Origin of the sequence: Nocardia sp. NPDC056952 (assembly GCF_042674185.1) — a bacterium.
Classification (GTDB): Bacteria; Actinomycetota; Actinomycetes; order Mycobacteriales; family Mycobacteriaceae; genus Nocardia.
This window is the reverse complement of the sequence record NZ_JBHURA010000013.1, coordinates 111,959-136,189: the sequence shown is the minus strand read 5'-3', so window position 1 is coordinate 136,189 and position 24,231 is coordinate 111,959. Positions and strand designations below refer to the sequence as shown.

Below are 24,231 nucleotides of genomic sequence, written 5' to 3'. Positions count from 1 at the left end.
CGGCGTAGAGACTATGGCAGCGCAAGGGCAGTGACCGGGCACTTGCCCATGTCGCTCACGAAACACTCAGTGTCCGTTAGGGTTTCGGTTTGATGAAACACCTGTAAATGACAGCGTAAAGGTCCTGTGCCTGCACGTTTGAGCACGTACCCTGGTGGGTATGACAGGAGCCTTCGATGACATGGATCTACGAGATCTCGTCGAGTTGCTCAGCAACGACGAGAAGCAAGAACTACGACCGGCCGTAATGCGGGTACTGGAAAGACTGCCTTCACAAGAGGTATTACGCCGCGACCTGAACCGTCGCATGCTCAACGTCTGACTCCTGTCCCCCATCCAACCGAAAAGGCGCGGACCACATGATGTGATCCGCGCCTTTATTCTTGGCGGCTGGTGCCGCGAATTCTCGGCCCTGAGGGCCTCGATCTTCCCTCCCTACGGGCACTCCTTCGTCGCACCCTTCGGTCAGTCCAGATCGAGGCGGCCGAGAACTACGAGACTTACCTGGCTAGAAGACCCGCAACGGTCCCGGGCTCCACAGCCCGTTGCGCGGCGCGGTGCCGGTCTCCAGCTCGGCAGGCGTGGCCTGCGCGTACTGGTCGTAGCGTTCCAGCGAGCCCCAGTCGCGCGCCCAGTCGTCCTTCAGATAGGTCGGGATGGTGACCCGGGCCGCCAGCATCTGCGTCATGCCGAGCGGACCACCGAACTCCTGCGCCTGCCAGGTGTCGGTCGACGAGATCGCCAGCGGGCGGTCCGGCAGGATCCGGTAGTTCGGCACCTCGGCCACGCCGTTCTTGTGCGCGAACGGACGCTGGCACGGGAACTGCAGGCCGACGGCCCAGTCCAGCAGTACCGGCTGGTCACGGCCGATGAACGTGTCCAGAGTCTGCAGCTTGGGCACCCGCGGCGGGGTGAACGCCAGCCACTGGTCACCGATCAGGATCGGGTCGTTCACCATCACCCGCACCGCGTTCGCCTCGGCCGGAAGGTCGGCCAGCGGCACGCGCAGGTTGCGCCACGACGGGGCCGGGCCGATATCGCGCGGCTGGTAGGCGCCGAGCGTGGTGACGCTGCCGTCGGGGTTGCGGGTGCCGTATTCGACGAACAGCGCCTGCCCGTACTTGTCGGAGCCGGAGTCGTCCTTGGAGGCGATGCGACCGGCCGCGCTGATCACGACCAGCGGCGAGTCGTCCGAGCGGGCGGGCAGGCCGTACCAGGCCGATTCCAGGTGGGCGGGCTGCTGCATGCCCTCCTGGTAGGAGCCGAGAATCGGGGTCTGCGCGGGGTCGAGGCCGAACGGCAGCGCCACGGTGGAACCGTTGACGCCGAGTGCGCCCTCACCACCGCCGGTGCCCGCGCTCTCGCCTTCGGCGAAGGCCGCGCCGACCGACTGGTTGCTGGTGTTGCCAGTGCCCGGCTTCACCTCGACAGCGTCGGCCGACAGATCGCCCGGCACTCCGTTGGGGGTGAACCCGACCGAGCCGGTGCCCGCGAGCGGGTCGTTGGGATCGGTGAACGGACGGGCCGGGTCGACGATGGGGTCGAGCCTGCCGCCGTTCGGGTCGGATTCGACCAGCACGTCGTTGGCCAGGCCACACGAGTTGTCGCTCAGCGCGTCGATGTTGGAGCGGCCGAGCGAGTAGCCGGGGTACTGCTGGGTCGCGCCCTTGACCAGCGAGAGCACTTCGAACAGCACCATCAGACCGACCACGATGGTCAGCGGGATGGCGGCGAACTTGCGAATCCTGTTGCCGCGCTTGGTCTTTGCCGACGGCACCGGCTTCACATAGTCCTCGCGCAGGGCGTACCAGCCGACCAGGGCCAGGGCCACGCCGAACAGGATGAGCATCACCGTGTTCGAGTGGACGCCGCGCAGCGAGATGGTCTTGTCGAACCACGGCACGCCGTAGCTGGACACGTACCAGTAGCCGTTGATGCCCGAGAACGACAGCGCCAGCACGAACAGCAGGCCGGCCAGGAAGATCGCCCGGTTCTTGCGGGAGCGCAGCGCGCTCTGCGACACCGCCACCGCCGTCACCGCCGCGAGCCCACCCGCGATGCCCGCGTAGGCGCCGAAGTGGTGAGTCCACTTGGTGGGGTTGAACATCATGAAGAAGATCGTGCCGAAGACGATTCCCATCAGCCGCCACGTCGGACCCGACGCGATCCCCGGCACCTGACGGCGGCGCAGCAGCACCAGCAGCGTCGTGAACAGGCACAGCAGCATCACCAGGAAGGCGAAACGGCGGGCCAGCGAGCCGTCGACGGTCTCCACGAACATGTAGTAGTAGCGCAGGTAGTCCTCGTACCAGGCCAGGTTCGGGCCGGTGGCCTGACGGACCCGGTTGGCTTCCTGGATGCCGGCGAAGGTCTGGTCGCCGTAGACCACCGTGAGCACGAGCACGCCCGCCGAGGCGATCGGAGCCAGCAGCGGCAGCGTGCCGAACTGGCGATGACGGCGCACGATGATCCGCACCAGCGGCCGGATACCGGCCAGCAGCGCGGCCACACACATCAAGCCGGTCGGCGCGGCGGCGAGAGTGAACGCCGCGATCAGCACCGCGATGCCCGCGGGCAGCAGGCGGCCGGTGGCGATGGCGCGTTCGATGGACACCCAGGTGAGCAGTGCGCCGAGGGCGACGATCGGCTCCGAACGCAGGCCGTTGTCGAACGGCAGCCAGAACGCCAGGAACACCAGTCCACCGGTCCACAGCGCCACCTGAGAGCGCTTCACGGCGTTGCCGAGGCGCGGGACCACCTCGCGGCTGATCACCATCCAGCACAGGATCGCGCAGATCAGCGCGGGCACGCGCACCCACGGGCTCGCCGTGGAGATCTCCGCGAACACCTGGATGACGTAGTAGTACCAGCCGAACGGGGCCTCGGGGACGCCGTACCAGCGGAAGTAGTTGGCGGTATAACCCGCGTCGGGGGCCACGCGCACCATCGACAGGATGTAGCCGTCGTCGGAGGTGTTGGCGCCGACGAAATGCCAGACCAGCAGCGTGCCGATCACCGCGCCGTCCGCCCAGGTGGGCTTGAGCCAGTTGCGCGGCAGGAAGCGGCGGTGCCCGCGCCCGTCACTGCCGTCGAGGCGGCCCAGCGCGGCGAGCGCCAGCAGGGTGCACAGCACGGCCGCGATGATCGCGACCAGCTTGATCAGCGACGGGCTCGACGAGAAACGGGTGTCGATCGTCGAGGTGAGCGAAAGGCCCTGCGGCACCTCGCCCTTCAGATCGGTGAACACACCCACGATCTGCGGCCGCAGGTCACCGGCGAGCTGCCCCTGCACGGGCACCTGCACGGTCTCCACCGCACCTGGCTGACCAGCGACCGGCCGCTCGACCTGCTTGGTCAGCCCCACGAACTCCGCGCTCGTGCGGTCCTGATCGGACTTGATCAGGATCGCCGAGCACCCGTCCATCGCCGACCGGTCCGCCGACGCGACCACCGCATTGCGGTCCACCACGTCGACCGCGGTATCGGAGACGCGCACGAACAGCGCCTCCAAGGCCGCCCGGTCGCCCTGCGGAGGCGCGGTCGCCAGCAGCATCCCGCCCTGCTCGGGCAGTGTCGACACGGCGCTACACGGAATCGACACCGTCAGATCGATCGGCACCTGCGACATCAGCGGCGCCTGCACATTGCCGAGCGAACCGTTCTGCGGCCAGTTCAGTTGCGCGGTCGTCTGGGTGACCGGCAGAAACGGCGTAGCCACCGCGAACAGGGCGCCGAGAATCCCGGCGACCATCGCGATCCATCGCGCGGTCCGGAAGTCCTTCGCGGGGGCCACCGGTTCGGCAGGAGGCTTGGAGAGAACAGCTGTTGCGGCGTCTGGCACGGTTCGACATGCTATCTGCCCGCCCCTTGTTGTGAGTCGTCGCTCGCCACCGGGTGTGAAGTCAGGTCATCTTGACGGCAGCCGCCGGGCGGGCGGTACCTACCCCGTTGTCGCGTCATGCTTATCGGCTATCAGTCTGCACATGACGCGGGCACTCACCGCATCCGAGATCCGCGCAGGAGTTTTTCGAGGATAGCAGTATGCAAAATACATATCGGCAGAAAGTGCCGCAATAACCTCCGATCACCTCGCGGCCGCGCATTTTATGGACGAAAATGTGGGGCCGGTCGAGAATCGCGAAGGTCCCGCTCGGGATACATGGGACTGCGCGAACCACATACAACGATGAATTGCGCTCGTATTCTTAAATACGACAGCTTCACTTCGAATGTCTGTCAGTTCCACCCAAGGAGAACGCAATGTTCGATAAAAAGGTTCTTGCACGCGCGGCAATGGCTTCCGTGAGTTGTGCGGCGGCCGCGGTCACCTTCGGAATCGGGCCGGCGCACGCCGCCGGATCCACCACCATCGCACCCGCGGGCGCGAATGTATCGGCGACCAATTCGGGCACGGTGAAATTCGTGGCGGGCAGTGTGACCGTCACCTGCACCACCTCGAGCACTACCGGGGCGGTGCCGGCCGCGCCGGGAAACACGAACCCGAGCGGTCCTGTTTCGGTGTCGATCGGGGCGCCGAGCTTCTCCGGTTGCACCACCAGCATGTGGGGTGTCAGCGCCACCATCACCACCAGTGGCAGCTGGGCGATCACCGGTCAGAACGGCACGCCGATCACCGGTAGCCTGGCGATTCCCACCGGCGGCATGGTGGTCAAGACCAGCGGCCTCGCCTCGTGCACAGCCGTTGTCGCGCCCACCGCGCCTGCCTCGATCGCGGGCACATGGACCAACGGGGCACCCTCCACGGTCTCGCTCACCAACGCGTCGGCGCCGATCAAGGTAACCGGCGGGTTCGGGTGCCCGACCAGCTCCACCACGGGCTCGGTGACCGGCACCTACAAGGTCGCCAACACCACTACCCCCGCGGTGCCGATCACAGTCGGCCCCTGATTCCATCGGCGATATTCGGGTGACGGGTAACGCGACGAAGCCACTTCGAATTCGATGAAATTCATGCGATAAAGACCCGCGTGCGTAGAAATACGCACGCGGGTCCACATCTTTACACCACGAGCGATACCGGGCACTTACCATGAGTGCGCGGATTTCGGCGTGACAGGAGTCCTTCCGAAAACTATTGAACACCATTCCTATTGTGGCGAATACCCAGAGGAACCGATCCAGCCGGGTTAACCATCCCGGGTGCGCTCACCTCGAATATCCAGCATGGCCTCGCACCGGCGAAGATGTCGCGACGCGCCCGCCCAGACCCCCGCGCTCTTCCAGTGCTCCACGCTCCCTAGACTCGACTCCATGACCAAGGTGAATCTCGAAACCAACTACGGACCGATCGTGCTCGAGTTGGACGACCAGGCCGCGCCGAACACGGTCGCCAACTTCGTGAACTACGTGAACTCGGGCCATTACGCCGGCACCGTGTTCCATCGCGTCATCCCCGGTTTCATGGTGCAGGGCGGCGGCTTCGAGCCCGGCCTGAAGCAGAAGCCGACGCAGGCGCCGATCCAGAACGAGGCCACCAACGGCCTGAAGAACGACAAGTACACCGTGGCGATGGCCCGCACCAACGACCCGCACTCGGCCACCGCCCAGTTCTTCATCAACATCTCCGACAACGCCTTCCTCAACCACACCGCCCCCCAGGGCCAGGGCTGGGGCTACGCCGTCTTCGGCAAGGTCACCGACGGCACCGAGGTAGTCGACAAGATCGCCGCCGTCACCACCGGCAGCGCGGGCCCCCACCAGGACGTCCCCGTCGACGACGTCATCATCGAATCCGCTTCTGTCGCCTGATTCTTCGACGTAGCGTGCCGGGCCGCCACCGAATTCATCGGTGGCGGCCCATTTTTCGATAGGCCCCCAGGAACACGATCCCGGCCGTCGAGTCGTCGCCGATGCGATCGTGACGGTGTCACGGGGCACGCGGTACGGTGTCTCGACTGATCGAAGTTCTTGGGGGAATACGTGAAAGACCTTCTTTACTCGGTGCTGGGCGTGGTGTTCGGCGCCGTTCTCGTTTTCGGCGGAATCGCCACGCTCAACAGTGGTGCCGAGTGCGGCGGCAAGAGCATGTCGGCGGGTGAGACCTGCGTGACGACCAGCAAGGGCTCGTCGGTGGAGCGGGACGCCGCCGGGCAACAAGCCCAGAACAAGCGCACCGGGTGGATGCTGATCGGCGGCGGCGCGGTGATGAGCATCGGCTCCGCGTTCTGGCTGCGAAGCAATCTCCGGTCGCGCCGGGCCCGCCGCGCCGCCACCTCACCGCAGGGCTACCCGCCCGTCGGTGGGCCGCCGCCCGCCCCGCACGGGCTGCCACAGGCGCAGGGCCAATGGCCGCAGGGCGCACCCGCTCCGTACGGAGCGCCGCAACCCCAGGGCCAGTGGCCGCAGGGAGCTCCCGGATACGGCGCACCCGCCTATCCGCCGCACGCTCAGCATCATCCGCAGGCACCGCAAGCGGGCGCCGGGTACAACCCGAACTACAGGCGGTAAAAGGGGCATTCCTTCGAGCTTTCAAGTCGCACGATCAGACTTGGTCCAGCGGGTTATCCGACCGCTCGAAGATGTCCGGAAGGAGCGCCATGACTGCCATCGCCCCCGCGTGGATGCACGAGCAGATCACGGCTGCGGAGTACGACACCTGGTCCGAGGAGCAGTGCGCGGGCATCGAGATCGTGGACGGGATGGTCGCTGGGCGCCCCAGTGCGTCCAAGCGGCACAACCGGTTGGCTCGGATCCTGGCCAACGCGCTGGACACCGCGGCCGGACCGGACTGGAATGCCGACACCGACTTCGACGTCCGACTTCAGGATGTTCCACTCACGAATCGGCGACCCGATGTCGTTGTGTATCGCGCCGATACGATCGACCTCACGCCCACGCGCCCCGAACACGTACTGCTCGTCGTCGAGGTGGTCTCGCCCGGTTCGGAGACCACCGACCGGATCGTCAAGGTGGACCAGTACGCCAAGGCGGGCATCGCCTTCTACTGGCGGATCGAGCAGGCGGCAAACGGTGTTCCGCTGATCTATACCTACATCCTCGACCCGGCCACCAAGTCGTACCGGACCGGCGACATGTTCACCGGAACGGTCGAGGTGTCGGCTCCCTTTCCCGTGGAGATCGACCTCGGCAAGGTTTGATCCCTTCCACACTCGGATCAACGCCATGGCGCAACGAGTTTCGACAACGCCGAGGAATTCCGCACCCATCTCAGCCAAAGCGCCGAACGCTGACCTCAGGACACCCAGGCCTTCAGAGGCTCAGTGTCGAGGGTGATGCCGACTGGGTCCGGGATGGGGACCTCGGCGCCGAAGGGCTGGATGAGGATTCGTTCGTATTCGCCGTCGACCGGATTGCTGCGGACCACGACAGAGCCCTTTTCGCGGTCGATCAACAGGTAGACCGGGATGCCTGTTCGCGCGTAAGCGCGAGGCTTTTCGCAGCGGTCACGGCGGTCTGTGTCTTGGTCATGGGAGGTCACCTCGACAACCATCAGGACCGGGGCGGGGTCGGCCCACTCAGATTGGCCTGCGAAGACTCCAGTTGGTGCCAGGGTGCCGTCTGGACGTGCCCGGCCGGTGCGGTAGGAGTCGATCTTCAATCCGCGTTCGGGGAACAGCCACAGTTCTGGCCGAAGCACGAGTAGGACGCGCATCAGCCACTCGAGCACGCAGTCATGGTCCCCGTCCGGCACTGCTTTCGCCCCCAGCTTCCCCTCGACGTACTCGAGCCGAACACCCTCCGAGACACGACCGGCGGCCCGAGCAAGTTCTTCGAACTCCCCGGTCGTCATGAGCGGCTCAGGCGCTGCGGTCATGGCACAACGATACCCAGGCGGGATGAAGTTTGTAACTGCCGCCGACATCGTGTACGGGATGCCACGACACGGACGCGGAACGGGCCGCCTCGGAGAGCTTCCGGGGCGGCCCGTTCGGGTTCTGGTTACAGCGGCAGGACGTGGTGCTTGCGGGGATTGCGCTGGATCTTCTTGTCCTGGAGCAGCTTCAGGGCCCGGCGCAGTTCGAGGCGGGTGGTGGCCGGTTCGATGATGGCGTCGATGAAGCCTCGTTCGGCCGCTACCCACGGGGTGGCTACGTTTTCGTTGTAGAAGTTGATCAGGTTCTGGCGGATCGCGGCGCGCTGGTCTTCGGGAGCGGCGGCGATCTGGGCGGCGCCCAGGAGGCTGACGGCGCCCTCAGCGCCCATGACGGCGATGCGGGCGGTGGGCCAGGCGAGGTTGATGTCGGCGCCGAGCTGCTTGGAGCCCATCACCGCGTAGCCGCCGCCGTAGGACTTGCGGACCACCAGGGTGATCTTGGGGACCGAAGCCTCGACATAGGAGAACAGGAAGCGGCCGCCGCGCTTGATGACGCCGACCTTCTCCTGTTCGACACCGGGCAGGAAGCCGGGGGTGTCGACGACGAAGATCAGCGGGATCTCGAAGGCATCGCACAGTCGGACGAAGTGCGAGGCCTTGTCGGAGGCGCGGGCGTCGAGGGCGCCTGCCGCGGCCATCGGCTGGTTGGCGACGACACCGACGGTGCGGCCGTCGATACGGGCGTAACCGGTGATGATGTTCTGGCCGGTGTCGGCGCTGATCTCCTTGAACTCACCGTCGTCGAAGATGCGCAGCAGGATGTCGTACATGTCGTAGCCGGCGTTGTCGGAATCCGGCATGAACGTGTTCAGCTCGCGGTCGGAATCGGTGATCTCCGGCTCGAGACCGGGGTTCACCACCGGCGGCAGTTCCTGGCAGCTGCTCGGCATGTAACCCAGGTACTCGCGCACCCAGGTGAAAGCCGCTTCCTCGTCCTTGGCGACGTGGTGGATGTTGCCGTACTGGGCCTGCGTGCGCGCACCGCCGAGCTCCTCGAGGCTCACGTCCTCGCCGGTGACCTCTTTGATGATCTTCGGGCCGGTGACGAACATGTGCGCAGACTCGGTCGCGACCACCACATCGGTGCAGATCGGCTCGTACACCGCACCACCGGCGCAGTTACCGAGGATCACCGACACCAGCGGAACCATGCCCGACAGCGGCTCGAGATTGGTCGCCATCCAGGCGTACCAGGCCAGCGAGCTGATCGCTTCCTGCACGCGCGCGCCACCGGAATCGTTGATGCCGACCAGCGGGATGCCGACCTTCGACGCGTACTGCATCAGACCGCACAGCTTGCGACCGAACGCCTCACCGACCGAACCGCCGTACACGGTCTGATCATGGGAGAACACCGCCACCGGGCGACCCTCGACCTTGCCGTGGCCGACGACGACACCGTCACCGTAGAGGGCGGTCGGGTCGCCGGGCTTGCGCACCAGCGCGCCGATCTCGACGAAGGTGCCGGGATCGAGCAGCTGGTTGATCCGGTCGCGGGCACTGGGAATGCCCTTGTGCGCCCGCTTCGCGATGCCCTTCTCACCAGCGGGCTCTTTGGCGAGCTCGAGCCGCTCGTGTAGATCGGCAAGCTTTTCGGCGGTCGTGCTCACTTACTTATTCTCCCTTAGCGGAAATCGCGGCCAGTTTGGCAGCGAGGTCGGCACCGATCTGGCCGATCCGCGGTTCGTCGACAATCTGCAGGTGGTCGCCCGGAATGTGGACGATCTCCAGGTTCGGAACGTACTCGTCCCAGCCGCCGTTGGGCTTGCGGTCAGCGAATCGAGGCTCGAGTTCGATCGCGCCGTCGTGGTAGCGGTCGGCAAGGTAAAGGACCACATCGCCCTCGTACTTGCGCGGCTGCACTTGCTGCAACGCGCGGTTCTCGATCCAGGAGGTGCGCTGGTGTTCGAGCACGCCGCCGGGGATCTTCGCACCGGAAAGCTTGATCAGATCGCTGATCATCGAGAACTGCTCCGCATCGGAAGCCGCTGCCAGTTCCTCGATCTGGTCACGGTCGAGCTCGGCGGGGACGTTGTAGGTCTTCTTGGCGAAGGCCTGGTAGCGCTCGAGGCGACGCACGCGCTCCTCGGGGCTGTTGTCCTCGTCTTCGACTGTCATCGCCAGATCGATCAGGCCGACATAGCGCACATCGGCGCCTTCTTCACGCAGCAGCTGACCCACCTGCATCGCCAGCACCGCGCCCAGCGACCAGCCGTACAGCACGTACGGGCCGTCGCCCTGGAGCTTGCGCAGTTCCGGCAGGTACTGACGAGCTCGTTCCTCGATGGAACCGTCGACCCGCTCGATGCCGTACATCGGAGTGTCGGCGGGCAGACGCTTCAGCAGCGGCTCGTAGACCAGGGTGTTGCCACCGGCGGGATGGAACACGAACACCGGCGTGGCATCCGAACCATCGACGCGGGCACGCAGTGGGCGGATGAATCCGTCCACATCAGCGCCGCTGTCCTGCAGGTTGCGCACGATCTCCGAGAGCTGCTCGATGGTCTCGCAGTCCAGCACATCGTCGACGGTGATCTCGGCACCCACCCGCTCAGTGAGGCGGGCGGCCATCTTCTCGGCTAGTTCCTCTTCGAGGATCGGCAGGGTGTTGAAGACACCGCCGGGCGAAGCGCCGGTGACGACGGCCCAGGTGGCGTAGGCGAGACGCTCGGCCGCGTCGCGCGGGGGAACGTTGTCCTCGTCGCCCGCAGGGGCGGAGTAGTCGACATCAGGAACGATCGGCTGCGCCGCAACGACATTCGGTGCGGCATCAGCTGTTGCCGAGCCGTTGTCGTCAGCGACGGACGAGACCGGCCCTTCGGCTGAAGCATCCGAAACCGGCTCGGCCGCAGCAGCTTCCGACGACAGCTCGGCTTCGGCCTTCTTCGCCACCGCCAACGGATCCTCACCCGCGGCGATCGCGGCCCGAGCCGCCTCGACGAAGTTGGCGTCGACACCCAGCTCGACATCTTCACCGGCGGCCTTGGCGGCAGCCTGCTTCTCCGCCATCGCCGCGACCTCGTCGCGATGCTCGATCGCGTAGCGCAGCACCTTCGACACCTCGTTGAGGCTGGCGTCGCGTACCGCGGAGATCTGCAGCTGCGGGATGTCGAATTCGTATTCGACGCGGTTCTTGATGCGCATGGCCATCAGCGAATCGAGGCCGAGCTCCATCAGCGGGATCTCCATCGGGAGGTCCTCGACGGCGTAGCCCATGGATTCGGCGACGATGACGCACAGCCGCTGCTCGATGGTCTCGCCGCTGTCGGCGCTCCAGCGGTCACCGGTGGCGATGGCGATCTCGGCGGCGGTGGGCTCTGCGGCCGCGGCCGGAACCGCAACGGCGGCAACCGGTTCGGGCAGCGCCGCACCGGAGGTGACGACCGCATCGAACAGCAGGGAGAACCCGGCGCCGGACTTGGCGTGCACCTGGACCGACGCGCCACCGAGGTGGGGAGTCAGCGTGGTGGTCAGCGTGCCGGCGGTGGGCAGCGCCGCGTGCGGATGGGACACCGAGACCGCGACATCGGAAAGAACCTGGGCGGCAGCGGCTTTCACCAGCGCGGCCAGGTCGCTCACCGACGAGGCCTGGATCTCCCAGGCGTGACGGCCGTCCGGCATCGCCACGTGCGCGCCGGGCACACGAGTGTTGCCACCGCCCGAGGACATCGAGACCTTGGGCCAGTACTCCTTGCGCACGAACGCGGTTCGCGGCACGTCGGCGTAATCACCTTCGGGCAGCAGCGAACTCAGGTTCACGGCATGGCCGTGCACGTAGAGCTGGGCGAGCGCGCCGATCACACCGGCGGACTCGTCTTCCTTGCGCTTGAGCGTGGGGATGAGCTGCGCGTCGTGCACGCCCGCAGCGAACGTGGTGCCCAGAACCTGCATCAGCGCAACAGAATTGGGGGCCAGTTCGAGGAACGTGGTGTGCCCGGAGTCGACGGCGGCCTTCACCGCGTTGGTGAACCACACGCTGTGGCGCAGGTTCTTCACCCAGTAGGGCTCGTCGTGGATCGGATCGGAACCGGGCTTGAAGTACAGCCCCTCGTGCACGGTGGAGTACAGACCGGTCTTCAGCGAGGTCGGCTCGATGCCCGCCAGTTCCGCGGCGAGTTCGCCGAGCAGCGGGTCCATCTGGGAGGTGTGGCCCGCGCCGCGGGTCGGCAGGATGCGGGCGAACTTGCCCATCGCCTCGACCTCGGCGACGATCTGCTCGACCTGCTCACGCGGACCGCCGATGACGGTGTTGGTCGGCGCGGCGTACACCGCGCACTCCACATCGGGGTACTTCGGCAGCAGCAGCGCCACGTCGTGGGCGCTGAGTTCGACCAGTGCCATATTGCGCACTTCGTCATCGGTGAGCATCTGCTCGCCCTCGCCCATCAGGCGCGAGCGGGCGCAGATCACGCGCACCGCGTCTTCGATCGACAGGCCACCGGCGATGTAGGAGCCGGCCACCTCGCCCATCGAATGACCAACCACCGCAGCCGGTTCCGCGCCGTGCGCGCGCAACAACGCGGCGAGGCCGAGCTGGATGGTGAAGATGCCGACCTGGCAGGTGCCGACGTCGTAGTCCTGCTCGTCGTCGAGGAACATCTCGCGGATCGAGTAACCCGCTTCGTCCTGCACCAGCTCGTCGACCTCGTCGACGGTCTTGCGGAAGATCGCGTTCTCGCCGTAGAGCTGCTTGGCCATCTTGCGGTGCTGGGAACCGAAACCGGAGAACACCCAGATCGGACCGTTGGACGCGGGCGAATCGGCGGTGAACACACCGGCACCCGGCTTGCCCTCGGCGATGGCGCGCAAGCCCGCGACAGCTTCTTCGCGGGTCTTGGCCACCACCACACCGCGCGAACGCTGGTGGCTGCGCTTGGCCAGCGAGCGGGCGACATCGGTCAGCGGGACATCGGCGCCCGCGCCTTCCAGCCAGTCGGCCAGCTCGGCGGCGGCGCGCTTACGACGCGACGGCAGGTAGGCGGAAACGGCCAGGACCACCGGCAGCGGCTCGTCGCGCTCACCGTCCCACTCGACGAACGGCGGCACCGGCTCGACAGCGGCCTCGGTGATCGCGACGGCCTCGGCGACCACATCGGTGGTCTCCTCACCCTCGATCTCCTCGGCGGCGACCTGCTCGGGGGTGACGTCCTCGACGACCGGGGCCGTCGGCACGTACTCCTGGAGCACCACGTGCGCGTTGGTGCCACCGAAACCGAAACCGGAGATGCCGACCGTCGCGACGCCGCTGTAGCGCGGGTACTCGGTCGCCTCGTCGACGACCTTGAGGTTGGCCTGCTCGAACGGGATGTACGGGCTCGGACCCGCGTAGTTGATATTCGGCGGAATCACGTTGTGCTGGAACGACATCAGCACCTTCGCGAGAGCCGGCACGCCCGCGCCCGACTCGAGGTGGCCGAAGTTGGTCTTGGCCGAACCGAGCAGGGCGGGCTTGTCCGCGTCACGGCCGCGACCGATCACACGAGCCAGCGCCTCGGCTTCGATCGGGTCGCCGATCGGCGTGCCGGTGCCGTGCGCCTCGATGTAGTCGACGGTGTTGGGGACGATGCCCGCGTCGCGGTAGGCGGCGCGCAGAACATCGGCCTGCGCGTCGGGGTTGGGCGCGAACAGACCGTTGGAGCGGCCGTCGGAATTCACCGCGGAACCCTTGATGACGCCCAGGATGTTGTCGCCGTCACGCTCGGCGTCGGCCAGGCGCTTGAGCACGACCATGCCCGCGCCCTCGGAGCGAACCATACCGTCGGCGTCGGACGAGAACGCCTTGATGTGCCCGTCCTTGGCGACGGCCCCGTTCTGGTCGAAACCGAGAGTGATGACCGGAGCCAGGATCAGGTTCACGCCACCGGCGAGCGCCACCTCGGCCTCGCCGCTGCGCAGCGCGCGCACGGCCTGGTGTACGGCCACGATGGTCGACGAGCAGGCGGTGTCGACGGTGACCGACGGGCCACGGAAGTCGTAGAAGTAGGAGACGCGGTTGGCGATGATGCCGGTCGAGCCGCCGAGCAGCGCGTATCCGCGCGATGAGGCAGGCGCATCGGGATCGGTGTCGCCGAGACCGAGTGAGGCGATCATCTGGAAATCGTTGGTGGACGAGCCGACGAACACGCCGACCTGACCGCCCTTGAGATCGCTGGCCGGGATGCGCGCGTGCTCGAGTGCCTCCCAGGTGAGCTCCATCATCAACCGCTGCTGCGGGTCGACCTGCTCGACCTCGATCGGCGACATCGCGAAGAACTCGGCGTCGAAACCCTTGATGACGTCCTGGTCCAGGTAGCCGCCGAGGGTGTTGGCCTGGTCGATGGACTTGGCCACGGACGGGTCGGTCAGGAACTCCGACCAGCGACCCTCGGGCAGCTCACGGATCGCGTCACCGCGCCCGATGATGAACTCCCAGGTCGACTCGGGCGTGGTGCCCGCACCCGGCAGACGCGTGGACAGACCGACCACCGCGACGTCGTGCGCCTCGGAAGGCGCGAACGCGGCCGTGTACTCCGAGGAATCCTCGGCGGGCGGCTCCGGCTCACCGTGCACGATGACCTCGGCCAGCGAGGCGATCGTCGGGTGCTGGTAGACCACCGTCGGGGTCAGCACCACACCGGTGAGGTCCTCGATGTCGCCACCGAGAGCGAGAGCGTCGCGCGAAGCGAGCCCGAACTCCTCCATCGGCCGGTCGACGGTGATCGCGTCGACCGACTGCCCGGTCGCATCGGCGACCCAGCGGCGCAGCCATTCGCGCAGCTCGGCTACCGAGAGCTCACCGCCGGTCGCGGGGGTCTCGGGCGTGCCGTCGTTGTCACCGGAGGAGGTCATCGCACGGTCTTCATTCTGGGCGCCATCGTTGTCACCGGAAGCGGTCGTCCTGGGACGATCGCTGTTCTGGGAGCCATCGTTATGAACCATCAGTCCTCAAGCTACCTGTCTGTGTGCAGGGCGCGCCGTGGAACTCCACGCCCGGCGTGCACAGGGCACGCCGGGCGTCGTCTCCGTGTCGGGCCAATTACTCTTCCGGTGCATCGGGGAAAGCCTGCTGGGTGTAACCACCGCGCAGCGTTCCCTCGAGGTAGGCGGCCTTGCAGGCGCGCCGGGCGATCTTGCCGCTGGAGGTCCGCGGGATGGAACCCGCGGGGACCAGCAGGATGTCACGAGCGGTCACGCCATGACGCGTCGAGACCGCGGCACGCACCGCGTCGGCGATCGGGCCGGGGTCGGCCTTACCGGCGCCGGGGCCACGTTCGGCCACGACCACCAGCTGCTCGGACGCGTCGTCGACGTCGAACTTCAGGCCGGAATGGCTGTCGGCGGCGAAGACCTCGGCGGGCAGCTGGTTGGCGGGCACCGCGAAGGCCGCGACGAAACCGGGACGCAGCGCCTTGGAGGCCTCCTGTGCGGAGTACTCCAGGTCCTGCGGGTAGTGGTTGCGTCCGTCGACGATCACCAGGTCCTTGACGCGACCGGTGATGTAGAGCTCGCCCTCGAAGTACACGCCGAAGTCGCCGGTGCGCATCCAGTCGGCATCGGGATCGGTGCCGTCGGTGTGCCCGCCTTCGATGGGCTCGGTGACCTTGTTGCGGAACGACTTGGTGGACTCGGCGGGGCGACCCCAGTAACCGATGCCCATGTTGTTGCCGTGCAGCCAGATCTCGCCGACCTGACCGTCGGGCAGCTCGCGGCCCTGCGCGGTGTCCGCCGATTCGGGATCGATGATCGCGGCCCACTGCGACAGCCCGACATAACCACACGACACCTGCGCGATGGCGGTCTCGGCGGACTGGTCGACGCGCACCATGCGGCCCGCGTTGAGCTCGTTGCGATCGACGTAGACGTACTTGGCCTCGTCCTCGGCGCGGGTGGCCGAGACGAACAGCGTGGCCTCCGCCATGCCGTAGCAGGGCTTGATCGCGGTCTTGGGCAGACCGTACGGCGCGAACGCCTCGTTGAACTTCTTCATCGAGGAGACCGTCACCGGCTCTGACCCGTTGATCAAGCCGATCACGTTCGACAGGTCCAGCGACTCGCCCGCCTTGGGCACACCACGCGCGGCGGCGTGCTCGAACGCGAAGTTCGGCGCGGCCGCGAACGTGCCGGCACCGTCGGAGACCGCGGCCAGCTCGTTGATCCAGCGCGACGGGCGACGCACGAACGCACTCGGCGACATGATGGTGATGAACTTGCCGCCGACCGCCGGCAGGATCACCGTGAGCAGGCCCATGTCGTGGAACAGCGGGAGCCAGGTGACACCGCGCGAGTTCTCGTTCATGTTCAGCGAGTTGATCATCTGCAGCAGGTTGGTGCCGACCGCGCGGTGGGTGATCTCCACACCGGCGGGCACCCGGGTGGAACCCGAGGTGTACTGCAGGTAGGCGATGTCGTCGATCGCGGTGTCGGGGCGCACCCAGGAGTCACCGAGGGTGTCCGGGATGGCGTCGACGGCGATGATGCGCGGGCGCTGGGCGGCGGGCAGCGAGCGGAAGAACTGGCGCACACCGGCGGCCGAGGAGGTCGCGGTGAGGATCGCCGAGGGCTCACAGTCACCGAGAACGGCGTGCAGGCGGTCGGTGTGACCCGGCTCGTCGGGATCGAACAGCGGCACCGAAATGGTGCCCGCGTAGATCGCCGCGAAGAAGGAGATCACGTAATCCAGGCCCTGCGGCGCGAGGATGGCGACCCGGTCGCCCGGGTTGGTCACCTGTTGGAGGCGAGCGGCCACCGCGCGCAGCCGTACTCCGAACTCCTGCCAGGTCAGCTCGTGCACCTCGCCGTCGCGTTCCCGCGAATAGTCGATGTAGCGGTACGCGAGCGTATTCGCATCGTTACGGGTGTGCTTCTCGACGTGATCGACCAGGGTCCGACCCTCGGGAATGATGATATTCCCGGTTTCGTCCAGGTAGTCGTCGAAAGTCTCTTCCATTCCTTCTTCTCCTTGCGAGGACGCGATGACAAGCTCTGCGGCCTCGACTCGCTATATCGCCACCGGCCGTCGAGCTCACACGAACGTGCGTCGACAACCTGCGGATTTTCGAGCGGTCTGCGCGGTGACCGCTATCGGCTAGATGTTCTCAAACCAGAGTCATGTTACAGAGAGCCCCCGCTCAGTCCTCCCGCAGCAGCGGAATGACAGGCGCGAATGCGTCCATCTGGGTGGGGAAGATGCCCACATACGACATCGAAGTGAGTTGCCGCACACGCTTGACCTGTTCGGCGATTTCCTCGAACGTGCCGATCGCGATGTAGGGCGAGCTCAGAATCTCCTCGACGGTCAGTTCGACGTCGACTTCGAGGTCGGGATGCAGGCCGCGTTCGATCGCGCGCAGCGCCATCTCGGCGGTCTTCTCCCGGTCGTCGGTGATGACGATGGCGGTGATGGCCCAGTTCAGTTCGATATCGGCGAACCGGTCACCGGCAGCGGCCTTGACGATGTTGACCTTCTCGATCGTCTTCTCGAGCGTAATGCCCGAGAGCAGGCCCTTGCCGTTCTTGGTGGTCTGCGGGACGACCGAGACGATATCGGCGTGCTTGGCCGCCAGCGCCAGCATCTTCGGACCGCCGCCACCGGTACACAGCGGCGGGCGCGGGCCCTGCCGAGGGCGCGGCGTGCCCTTGATGCCGCGCACCTGGTAGTGCTTGCCCTCGAAATTGCACTCCTGGCCACGCAGCAGCGTGTCCAGGATGGTCAGCGACTCGTCGAGCTTCTCCAGCCGGATGCCGGGACGCTCGAACGCGATACCCGCGTTGTCGAACTCTTCCTTGATCCAGCCCGCGCCGACGCCGACCTCGAGGCGCCCCTTGGACAGGACGTCGAGGGTGGCCAGCTCCTTGGCGACCACGACCGGATGACGTAAACCATTGGCCAGCACCGAGGTGCCGAGGCGGATCTTGGAGGTGGCCTGCGTGAGTGCGCCCAGCGCGGCGATCGGGCCGATCTGATCGCCCAGGTGATCAGGAACGAAGAAGGTGTCGTAACCCATCTCTTCGGCTTCCTGCGCCGTCTGAACGAACTTGCGCGCGCCACCTTCCTGCTTGTTGCCCTCTCCGGCCGCTCCGAAGCGGAACGGACGCAGCGGCGTACCCAGCGCGGTCAACTCACCGACGGGTGCGGCAGCTTCGGTCATGAACTCTTCGCTCCTGGCTGGTGTGTACTCGGGCGCAATTCCCAGCGCACTTTACAGCGTGTGAGCGATCCGGCGTGCGGATGTCACAGCGAGGCATGATCCATGGCAATCACGCCCCCACTGTGACTGTGACAACTCCGTCAGGAATGGGGCGGATGCGGCGCGTTCTCGATGAGCCCCGCAGCCCAATTCACCGTCCATTGAGTGGCCGTTGTGCCGTTGCCGTCCACCGTGTTCGAGGCGTACAGCGCGTGCACCGGGTTGCCCGCCGAGCGGATCAGCGCCGCGAGACTGCCCAGCGCGTTGGCCGGATTGAGCGCTTGGCGCGGCGCGTCGCAGATCATGTCGCCGGGCGCGCAGATGGAGTTCACCTTCGCCGCCAGCGTGCCGAAACCGCCGGGCCGGGGGCCGGTCATGCTGATGCCCGGCACGTTGACGCCCTTGAGCGCCACCTCGGCGCCCTCGCCGGTGGGCGGCGGATCACCGATCTCGGTGGGCTGGCCCGGGCCGGTCGCGGTGCGGCGGCCGTCGGCGATCACCGTCACGCCGAGCACGTTGGCCTCCGGGATCGGGCCGTTGCCCGCACCGATCTGGGCGGCCACGTCACCGGCGATCACCGCGCCCTGGGAGAAGCCCGCGATGACGAAGTTCGTCAACGGGCATTCCTTGTGGCGCTGAGCCAGCACGTCGGTAGCGCGCGCGGTGCCTTCGGTGCGGCTGTTGTTGTAGGAAGCCTGACCGTCGGGCGGGAACGCGATCGGGTTCGAGAACTGCGCCACGTACGGAACCGTGTACACCTCGAGCCGGTTGTCCGGGAACTGCGCGCGCAGTGGCCCGGACACGCTGAGCATCAACGAGATCGGGTTCGCCTGCGGGTTGTACGGATCGTCGGCGCTCGACGACTCCCAGGTGCCCGGGATCGAGAGCAGCATCACATCGGGGCAGTCGGCCGACTGCGACGTCGGCGGCGGCGGGCCGGGCGGCGTCGGCCCCGGCTCCTTCAACCGGCCCGCGAGCAGGTACCAGAGCAGCACGATGACGATGATCGCCAGCACGAGCAGCGCCAGCACGGTGAAGCACCCCGCAGGCCAGAACCTGCGGGAGCGTCGCGTCGGTCGGGGCGTCACTAGCAGTAGGTGGAGTTCGCGGCAGCGATGTAGATCTGTGCTGCCTTGTTGACGTCCATCTTCGACGCGTCGAAGGACGGGTCGGTGCCCGCCATCGCGGCGACGAAGGTGGCCACATCGGCGTCACTGGCACCGGTGCCCTTGGTGGAGCAGATGTAGGTCGCCGTGGTGAGCGCGGTCGTCTGGTCGCCCGGGGTGATCCCGTTCTTGGCCAGCTCGTCCAGGAACGCCTTGTCCTTGCCGGTCGCGGGCGCGGCGGCGCTGGTCTGCGGGAGGGGTGTCGGCTCCTCGGCGGACGCACTGGTCTCCGGCGCGGTGCTCGACGGGGCCTCGGCCGGCGGTTCGATGACCACGGGCGGCGTCGTCGTCGACTTCGCGGCCGCGCTGGTGGACAGGGTGGGCGTCTGCGACGCGGTCGAGTCGTTGCCGCCACAGGCGGACAACAGGGCGACGGCAGCCAGGGCCGCGACCGATCCGGCTACCGTGCCAGGGATCCGATGCATGAAGATGTCTTTCCTCGATCGTTCGTCAGGGAAGCGGTCGCAGACCAGGCTAGCCGGAGGATCGGCACTGCCGGGCACTGCGCGGCGAAGCTCAGAGAGTTCTCAGCCCGAGCTCACACCCCGTGGACTTCGGATTTGCCGTCTCGCACCACGATGAACCCGGTCTGAAAGTTCTGCTGGATTCCGCCGGGAACCACGAACTCGTCGCTCACCGGATACCCGAGCCTGCCGTTCTCGAACCCCTGCGCGCCCCAGGCGTCGGCGAGCGCGCCGTTGCGCACCGACCAGGCGCCCGAGAGCGGGCTCCAATAGATGTTGCCGCCCTCGAACCGGCTGAAGCGGCCGAGATCCTTCAGCGGCGCCTCCTCGGCGACCGGGAAGCCGAGCGGGCTGTTCTCGAAGCCGAGCTGGCTGTACTTGTCCAGGACGAAGCCCTGCACCCGGTGTGCGCCGGTGGCCGGGCTGTAGAACATCGGACCGTGTTCGAAGGCCTGTACCGAGCCGTCACGGCTGGGTGTGCGCGCCTCGGCGGCCACCGGGTAGCCGGCGGGACCACCCTCGAAACCCTGCTTGCCCCACTCCTCGAGGAACGCGCCTCGCATCACCTGCGCGCCGGTCTGCGGGGTCCAGTAGATCGAGCCGCCTTCGAACGTCTGCATGCGCCCACGCCCGTCGGGCAGGCCGTGTTCGCCGCCGGTGGGCATGCCGAGCGGCGAGGACGGTCCGCCGACACCGGCGTAGGTACCGCCGATGCGCCCGGCCACCGCGTGCGTGCCCGCCGCCGCGGAATGGAACACCCTGCCGTTCGGGAAGTCCTGCACCATTCCGGTGCCCGCCGGGTATTCGGCGGTGAGGCAGTTACCCAGCCAGTTGGCCGCCTGCGCGACCCCGGCGATCGCCCCACCCAGCGTGCAGGTGGCGCCGCCGGGATCGGTCCCGAGCGCCGCGGCGGCCTGCGACCACGACTGACGCATCTCGAAATCCCAGTACGGCCAGGTATGTGTGCCCGCGGGCCGGTAGTTCGCCTGCACCGGGATCGCCAGCTTCTCCAGCTTGGCGACGAAATTCTGGGTCGACAGGCGCGAGAGGATCTCCAGGCCGGTGCCCGCCCAGTTCTCGCTCATCAACGGCACTTCGCCGAGCTGATCGTGCGAGCCGGCCAGGCCGCTGCCGCTGGAGACGTACATGCTCACACCTTTGAGCTTGTCGGCCAGCAGGTACGGGTCGTGCGCCTCCCATTCGGGACTGCCGGGCGGGCCCCACATCGCGCCCGCGTCGAAACCGCCCGCGTCCTTGTTGGCGAAGGTGATCGCCTGCGGCATCCCGAGTGTCGTCGTGGTGAGCAGGCCCGAGTACGAGGCCACGTATTTCATCAGCCCCGGATTGCGGCCGGCGAGGTTCATCGCCGCCGTGCCGCCCATCGAAAGTCCTTGTACGCCACGCACATCCGTGGTTCGCCAATCGCGTTCCAGGATCGGCGGGAGTTCCTTGGTCAGGAAGGTCTCCCACTTGTAGGTGAAGCCGTTGTCGGGCGCGAGCCAGTCGGAGTACCAGCTCGACTGACCACCCACCGGCAGCACCACGTTGACGTTCTTGTCGGCGTAGAAACCCTCGGCGTCGGCGTCTTTGGTCCAGCCGTTCTCGTCGTCCTGCGCGCGCAGACCGTCGAGCATGAGCATCATCGGGAACTTCGCGTCGGGGCGCACATTCCAGTCCCGCGCCAACAGCATCTGCACCTGGATCGGGGTCTTCATGGCGGCCGAGTAGACCCACAGCGCCACCCGCCGATCCGAGAGCCAGTCCACCCGCTGCACCGCCGACACCGCGGGTTGCGCCTGCGCCGGCACGGTGACCGTCGGCGCGAGCAGCGCCGCCGCCATGGCCGCGATGCCGAGGATCCGCCGCATCGGCGCTGAAACACTATGAACCGAGACACGATGTTTCATCACACGCGACCCTCCTCATCCCGGAATTGGGACACAGCATCACCGTCGGTTGTACCGCAATAATGAGCGATAACTGGGGAGGACACGCGAGCCGTGTGCACAGCAAAAAGACCGGCCCACCCTGGGGGTGAGCCGGTCTTCGAGTTGTTGCTGAGCGGAAACTACTAGGCGCCCAGTGCATTCAGGATGTGCGGACGCGCCTTCCACAGCTCGTCTTCCCAGTACTTCCACGAGTGGGTACCGGCGGCACCGACGTCGTAGACGGCGTTGATGCCGAGGGTGTTGAGGCGACGCTGGAACGCGAGCGTGCTCACGAACGAGATGGCCTCGATGCCCATCGCGTTGGCGGTGTTGTAGGCACCGCCGAGGCCGGCGGGCTTGTCGTGCTGGGCGGGCAGGCCGTTGGCCGAGGAGATGAACATCGGCAGGCCGCGCAGCTCGGGCGCGAACACCATCGGGTCCATCCGCAGCCACGCCGAGCTCCACGGCGCGGCCATGGCGTCGACGTTGAAACGGCCCGCGTCGAGCATCATCACGCGGATGGCCTCACGCATGCCGGGAGCGCCCCAGTTCAGCGGGCCCGAGAGCGAGGACGCGTGCTTGAACTGATCGCGGTTCAGCGCGGCGAGGCGCAGCGCGGCCGGACCCGACATCGACAGGCCGAGCACCGCGTTGTTCGAGCGGGACACGCCGTAGCCCTCGAGGAAGGCCGGGAGCTCTTCGGTCAGGAAGGTCTCCCACTTGTAGGTGGTCTTCTGGCCGTTGGTGTTGCTGGCGGCGGTCCAGTCGGCATACCAGCTGGACTGGCCACCGACCGGCATCACCAGGGTGACGTTGTCGTTGCTGAACTGCTGCATCGCGTTGGTCTCGAACGACCAGGCGTTGCGGTCGTCCCGGGCGCGAAGGCCGTCGAGCAGGTAGAGCGCGGCGTTGCCGCCGTTGCGCGCCCACTGCACCTGGACCTTCACCGGGCCCATCTTCGAGGGCACCATGAGTTCTTCGTAGCCACCGGCCGGTGCGCGCAACACGGGTGCCGACACCGACGGTGCGGCAAGCGCGGTCGGGGCCGCTCCCGCGGCGATCGGCAGCACAAGGGCTGCAGCGCCGACAGCTAGAATTCGATTACGCCAACCACGAGATGCCGGCGCGACGGCCTTGCCGAAACGCATGTGAATTCCGCTCTCTTTCTGCTGTTATGGCATGCCAGTCTCGTCTGCCGTCCTCGACGCGGCCCCGACAGCCCGGTCGATCAGACGGATGAAACAACGATCTGGTCACACTTACGCTCGCTGGAGGATATTCGACCCGCCAATTAACCGCAAGGCCAACAGAACTCAGCTGTGAAATGCCCGTATGGGCGGCGTGTCGGGCAGGGTTGGTCAACCCAGGTAGACCTGGGTGGCGAGGGGCCGACGGGAGAAATTAAACGCCCGGCGCAGTTATGCGCCGGGCGTTTGTGAAGATCAGATCGGCTAGCCGATGTTGTTCGACAAATCCGGGATCATCCGCAGTGCTTCGTCATTCCAGTTGTTCCAGGCGTGGATGCCGAAGGCCGGGAAAGAGTAGGTGACGTTACGGGCGCCCAGAGTCGCCATCCTGACTTCGAAAGCCTTGGTGTTGGCCAGCGCCAAGGCTTCCAGCGCCATCCCGTTGACGGTGCCCATGTTCGGGCCGTCGGTACTGGTCGGCAAGCCTGAGCCCGCCGCTATCCACAGCCGGGTGTTGTTGCCTACCAGGTTGGGGGCGAACACGAACGGGTCCATCCGCAGCCACTGTGGGCCCCACGGCGGTGCCATGGAGTCCACGTTGTAGCCGCCCGCGTCGAGCATCGCGAGCCGGATGGCCTCGCGCATGCCGGGCGCCGAGATGTTCAGGTACCCCGAATACGCACCGGCGAAGGAGAACTGGTCCGGGTGGTAGGCGGCCAGCGTCAGCGCGGCCGAGCCGCCCATCGACAGGCCGAACACGCCGTTGCGGAAGCGGTTGAAGCCGAGGCGGTCGGCGAGAGCGTTGCGCAGTTCGCCGGTGAGGAACGATTCCCACTGGTAGCGGTAGCTCTTGCCCGGCCCACCGGCCAGCGCGTTGCCCGCGCCGGAACCCGACGACGGCGCGCCGTTGCCCGCGATACCGAAGAAATCGCTCGGCGCGTTCCAGTCGGCGTAGAAGCTCGACATGCCGCCGACGGGCATCACCACATTGATATTCGCGGCGGCGAGCGCGTTGGGGATATCGGTTTCGATCTCCCAGCCGTTGAGAGTCTCCGGTGCGCGCATGCCGTCGAGAACGTAGACGACCCGGTTGGTATTGCCGTCGGCGGCGCGCAGCACGCGCGACTTGATCGGACCCATCCCGGAATCGACCCAGAAATCGAAGGCATTGCCGTTGAAGCCGGCCGAGGCGGGAGCGATCCCTCCGGTGACGGCCGTCGCGATCGGAACGAGCAGAGCCATGGATACGCCCGCGGCCCAGCGCCGAGCCCACGAACCAGGGGCGGCGGTCTTCACGGGCCTACGCTTGCGGCGCAGTGTTCGCATTCGACTAGACCTTTCTCGCAGACCGAACGCGCAAATCCCGAGCTACGCAGTCGGATCCCTCATCGGACGTCGAGAGAAACCAATCCAGGGCAAAACGGACGATTCAACCTCGACGCATGCTCACTGTGTATAAATCGGC

At 66.7% G+C, this 24,231-nt stretch carries 17 protein-coding genes; 5 read left to right on the top strand and 12 right to left on the bottom strand.

Going from position 1 to position 24,231, the window contains the following annotated elements; all coding sequences use genetic code 11:
- Positions 1 to 160: 160 nt before the first annotated feature.
- The gene (locus ACFTS5_RS31035) at positions 161 to 322 is read left to right on the top strand and encodes a hypothetical protein (RefSeq protein ID WP_156677619.1); all 162 of its coding nucleotides are present in this window, start codon (positions 161 to 163) and stop codon (positions 320 to 322) included.
- A 186-nt stretch (positions 323 to 508) separates the two neighbouring features.
- On the opposite strand, the gene ACFTS5_RS31030 is transcribed toward ACFTS5_RS31035, so the two are convergent.
- Together ACFTS5_RS31030 and ACFTS5_RS31025 are read right to left on the bottom strand one after the other, a co-directional pair.
- Entirely contained in the window at positions 509 to 3,841 is a 3,333-nt protein-coding gene (locus ACFTS5_RS31030) for an arabinosyltransferase domain-containing protein (protein WP_378638038.1), read from the bottom strand.
- A gap of 379 nt (positions 3,842 to 4,220) precedes the next feature.
- Positions 4,221 to 4,580, bottom strand: coding sequence for a hypothetical protein (locus tag ACFTS5_RS31025; RefSeq protein ID WP_378638035.1), 360 nt, complete (start codon positions 4,578 to 4,580; stop codon positions 4,221 to 4,223).
- On the opposite strand from ACFTS5_RS31025, the gene ACFTS5_RS31020 reads away from it, so the two are divergent.
- The 4 genes from ACFTS5_RS31020 to ACFTS5_RS31005 all read left to right on the top strand — a co-directional run bounded on the left by ACFTS5_RS31020 (position 4,561) and on the right by ACFTS5_RS31005 (position 7,118).
- The gene (locus tag ACFTS5_RS31020) at positions 4,561 to 4,908 is read left to right on the top strand and encodes a hypothetical protein (protein WP_378638033.1); all 348 of its coding nucleotides are present in this window, start codon (positions 4,561 to 4,563) and stop codon (positions 4,906 to 4,908) included. The two genes, ACFTS5_RS31025 and ACFTS5_RS31020, sit on opposite strands and share 20 nt — an antisense overlap.
- Before the next feature lie 363 nt (positions 4,909 to 5,271).
- Complete coding sequence (locus tag ACFTS5_RS31015) at positions 5,272 to 5,769, top strand: peptidylprolyl isomerase (RefSeq protein ID WP_378638030.1); 498 nt, start codon at positions 5,272 to 5,274, stop codon at positions 5,767 to 5,769.
- Positions 5,770 to 5,940: 171 nt separating this feature from the next.
- On the top strand, positions 5,941 to 6,468 hold the full coding sequence (locus ACFTS5_RS31010; protein ID WP_378638028.1) for a hypothetical protein: 528 nt from the start codon (positions 5,941 to 5,943) through the stop codon (positions 6,466 to 6,468).
- A gap of 89 nt (positions 6,469 to 6,557) precedes the next feature.
- Positions 6,558 to 7,118 carry a Uma2 family endonuclease gene (locus ACFTS5_RS31005; protein ID WP_378638025.1) on the top strand — a complete coding sequence of 187 codons (561 nt, stop codon included), beginning with the start codon at positions 6,558 to 6,560 and terminating at the stop codon, positions 7,116 to 7,118.
- Positions 7,119 to 7,213: 95 nt separating this feature from the next.
- Here ACFTS5_RS31005 and ACFTS5_RS31000 read toward each other — a convergent pair whose 3' ends face one another.
- From ACFTS5_RS31000 to ACFTS5_RS30955, 10 genes are all read right to left on the bottom strand, one after another.
- The gene (locus ACFTS5_RS31000; RefSeq protein ID WP_378638023.1) at positions 7,214 to 7,795 is read right to left on the bottom strand and encodes a Uma2 family endonuclease; all 582 of its coding nucleotides are present in this window, start codon (positions 7,793 to 7,795) and stop codon (positions 7,214 to 7,216) included.
- A 125-nt stretch (positions 7,796 to 7,920) separates the two neighbouring features.
- On the bottom strand, positions 7,921 to 9,465 hold the full coding sequence (locus ACFTS5_RS30995) for an acyl-CoA carboxylase subunit beta (RefSeq protein ID WP_378638019.1): 1,545 nt from the start codon (positions 9,463 to 9,465) through the stop codon (positions 7,921 to 7,923).
- A 4-nt stretch (positions 9,466 to 9,469) separates the two neighbouring features.
- Entirely contained in the window at positions 9,470 to 14,683 is a 5,214-nt protein-coding gene (gene pks13 / locus ACFTS5_RS30990; RefSeq protein ID WP_378638017.1) for a polyketide synthase Pks13, read from the bottom strand.
- 187 nt (positions 14,684 to 14,870) lie between these two features.
- Positions 14,871 to 16,781, bottom strand: coding sequence for a long-chain-fatty-acid--AMP ligase FadD32 (gene fadD32 / locus ACFTS5_RS30985; protein ID WP_378638015.1), 1,911 nt, complete (start codon positions 16,779 to 16,781; stop codon positions 14,871 to 14,873).
- Between the two features lie 181 nt (positions 16,782 to 16,962).
- Positions 16,963 to 17,982, bottom strand: a complete 1,020-nt coding sequence (locus ACFTS5_RS30980) for an LLM class F420-dependent oxidoreductase (RefSeq protein ID WP_378638012.1) — start codon at positions 17,980 to 17,982, stop codon at positions 16,963 to 16,965.
- Positions 17,983 to 18,122: 140 nt separating this feature from the next.
- The gene (locus tag ACFTS5_RS30975; protein ID WP_378638106.1) at positions 18,123 to 19,115 is read right to left on the bottom strand and encodes a cutinase family protein; all 993 of its coding nucleotides are present in this window, start codon (positions 19,113 to 19,115) and stop codon (positions 18,123 to 18,125) included.
- Positions 19,109 to 19,612 carry a DUF732 domain-containing protein gene (locus tag ACFTS5_RS30970; RefSeq protein WP_378638010.1) on the bottom strand — a complete coding sequence of 168 codons (504 nt, stop codon included), beginning with the start codon at positions 19,610 to 19,612 and terminating at the stop codon, positions 19,109 to 19,111. Before ACFTS5_RS30970 ends, ACFTS5_RS30975 begins: the two co-directional genes overlap by 7 nt.
- 113 nt (positions 19,613 to 19,725) lie before the next feature.
- A complete protein-coding gene (locus tag ACFTS5_RS30965) occupies positions 19,726 to 21,519 on the bottom strand; it encodes an alpha/beta hydrolase-fold protein (RefSeq protein ID WP_378638007.1) in 1,794 nt (597 codons plus the stop codon).
- A 203-nt stretch (positions 21,520 to 21,722) separates the two neighbouring features.
- Entirely contained in the window at positions 21,723 to 22,727 is a 1,005-nt protein-coding gene (locus ACFTS5_RS30960) for an alpha/beta hydrolase (protein ID WP_378638005.1), read from the bottom strand.
- Between the two features lie 303 nt (positions 22,728 to 23,030).
- A complete protein-coding gene (locus ACFTS5_RS30955; RefSeq protein WP_378638002.1) occupies positions 23,031 to 24,092 on the bottom strand; it encodes an alpha/beta hydrolase in 1,062 nt (353 codons plus the stop codon).
- Positions 24,093 to 24,231 lie beyond the last annotated feature (139 nt).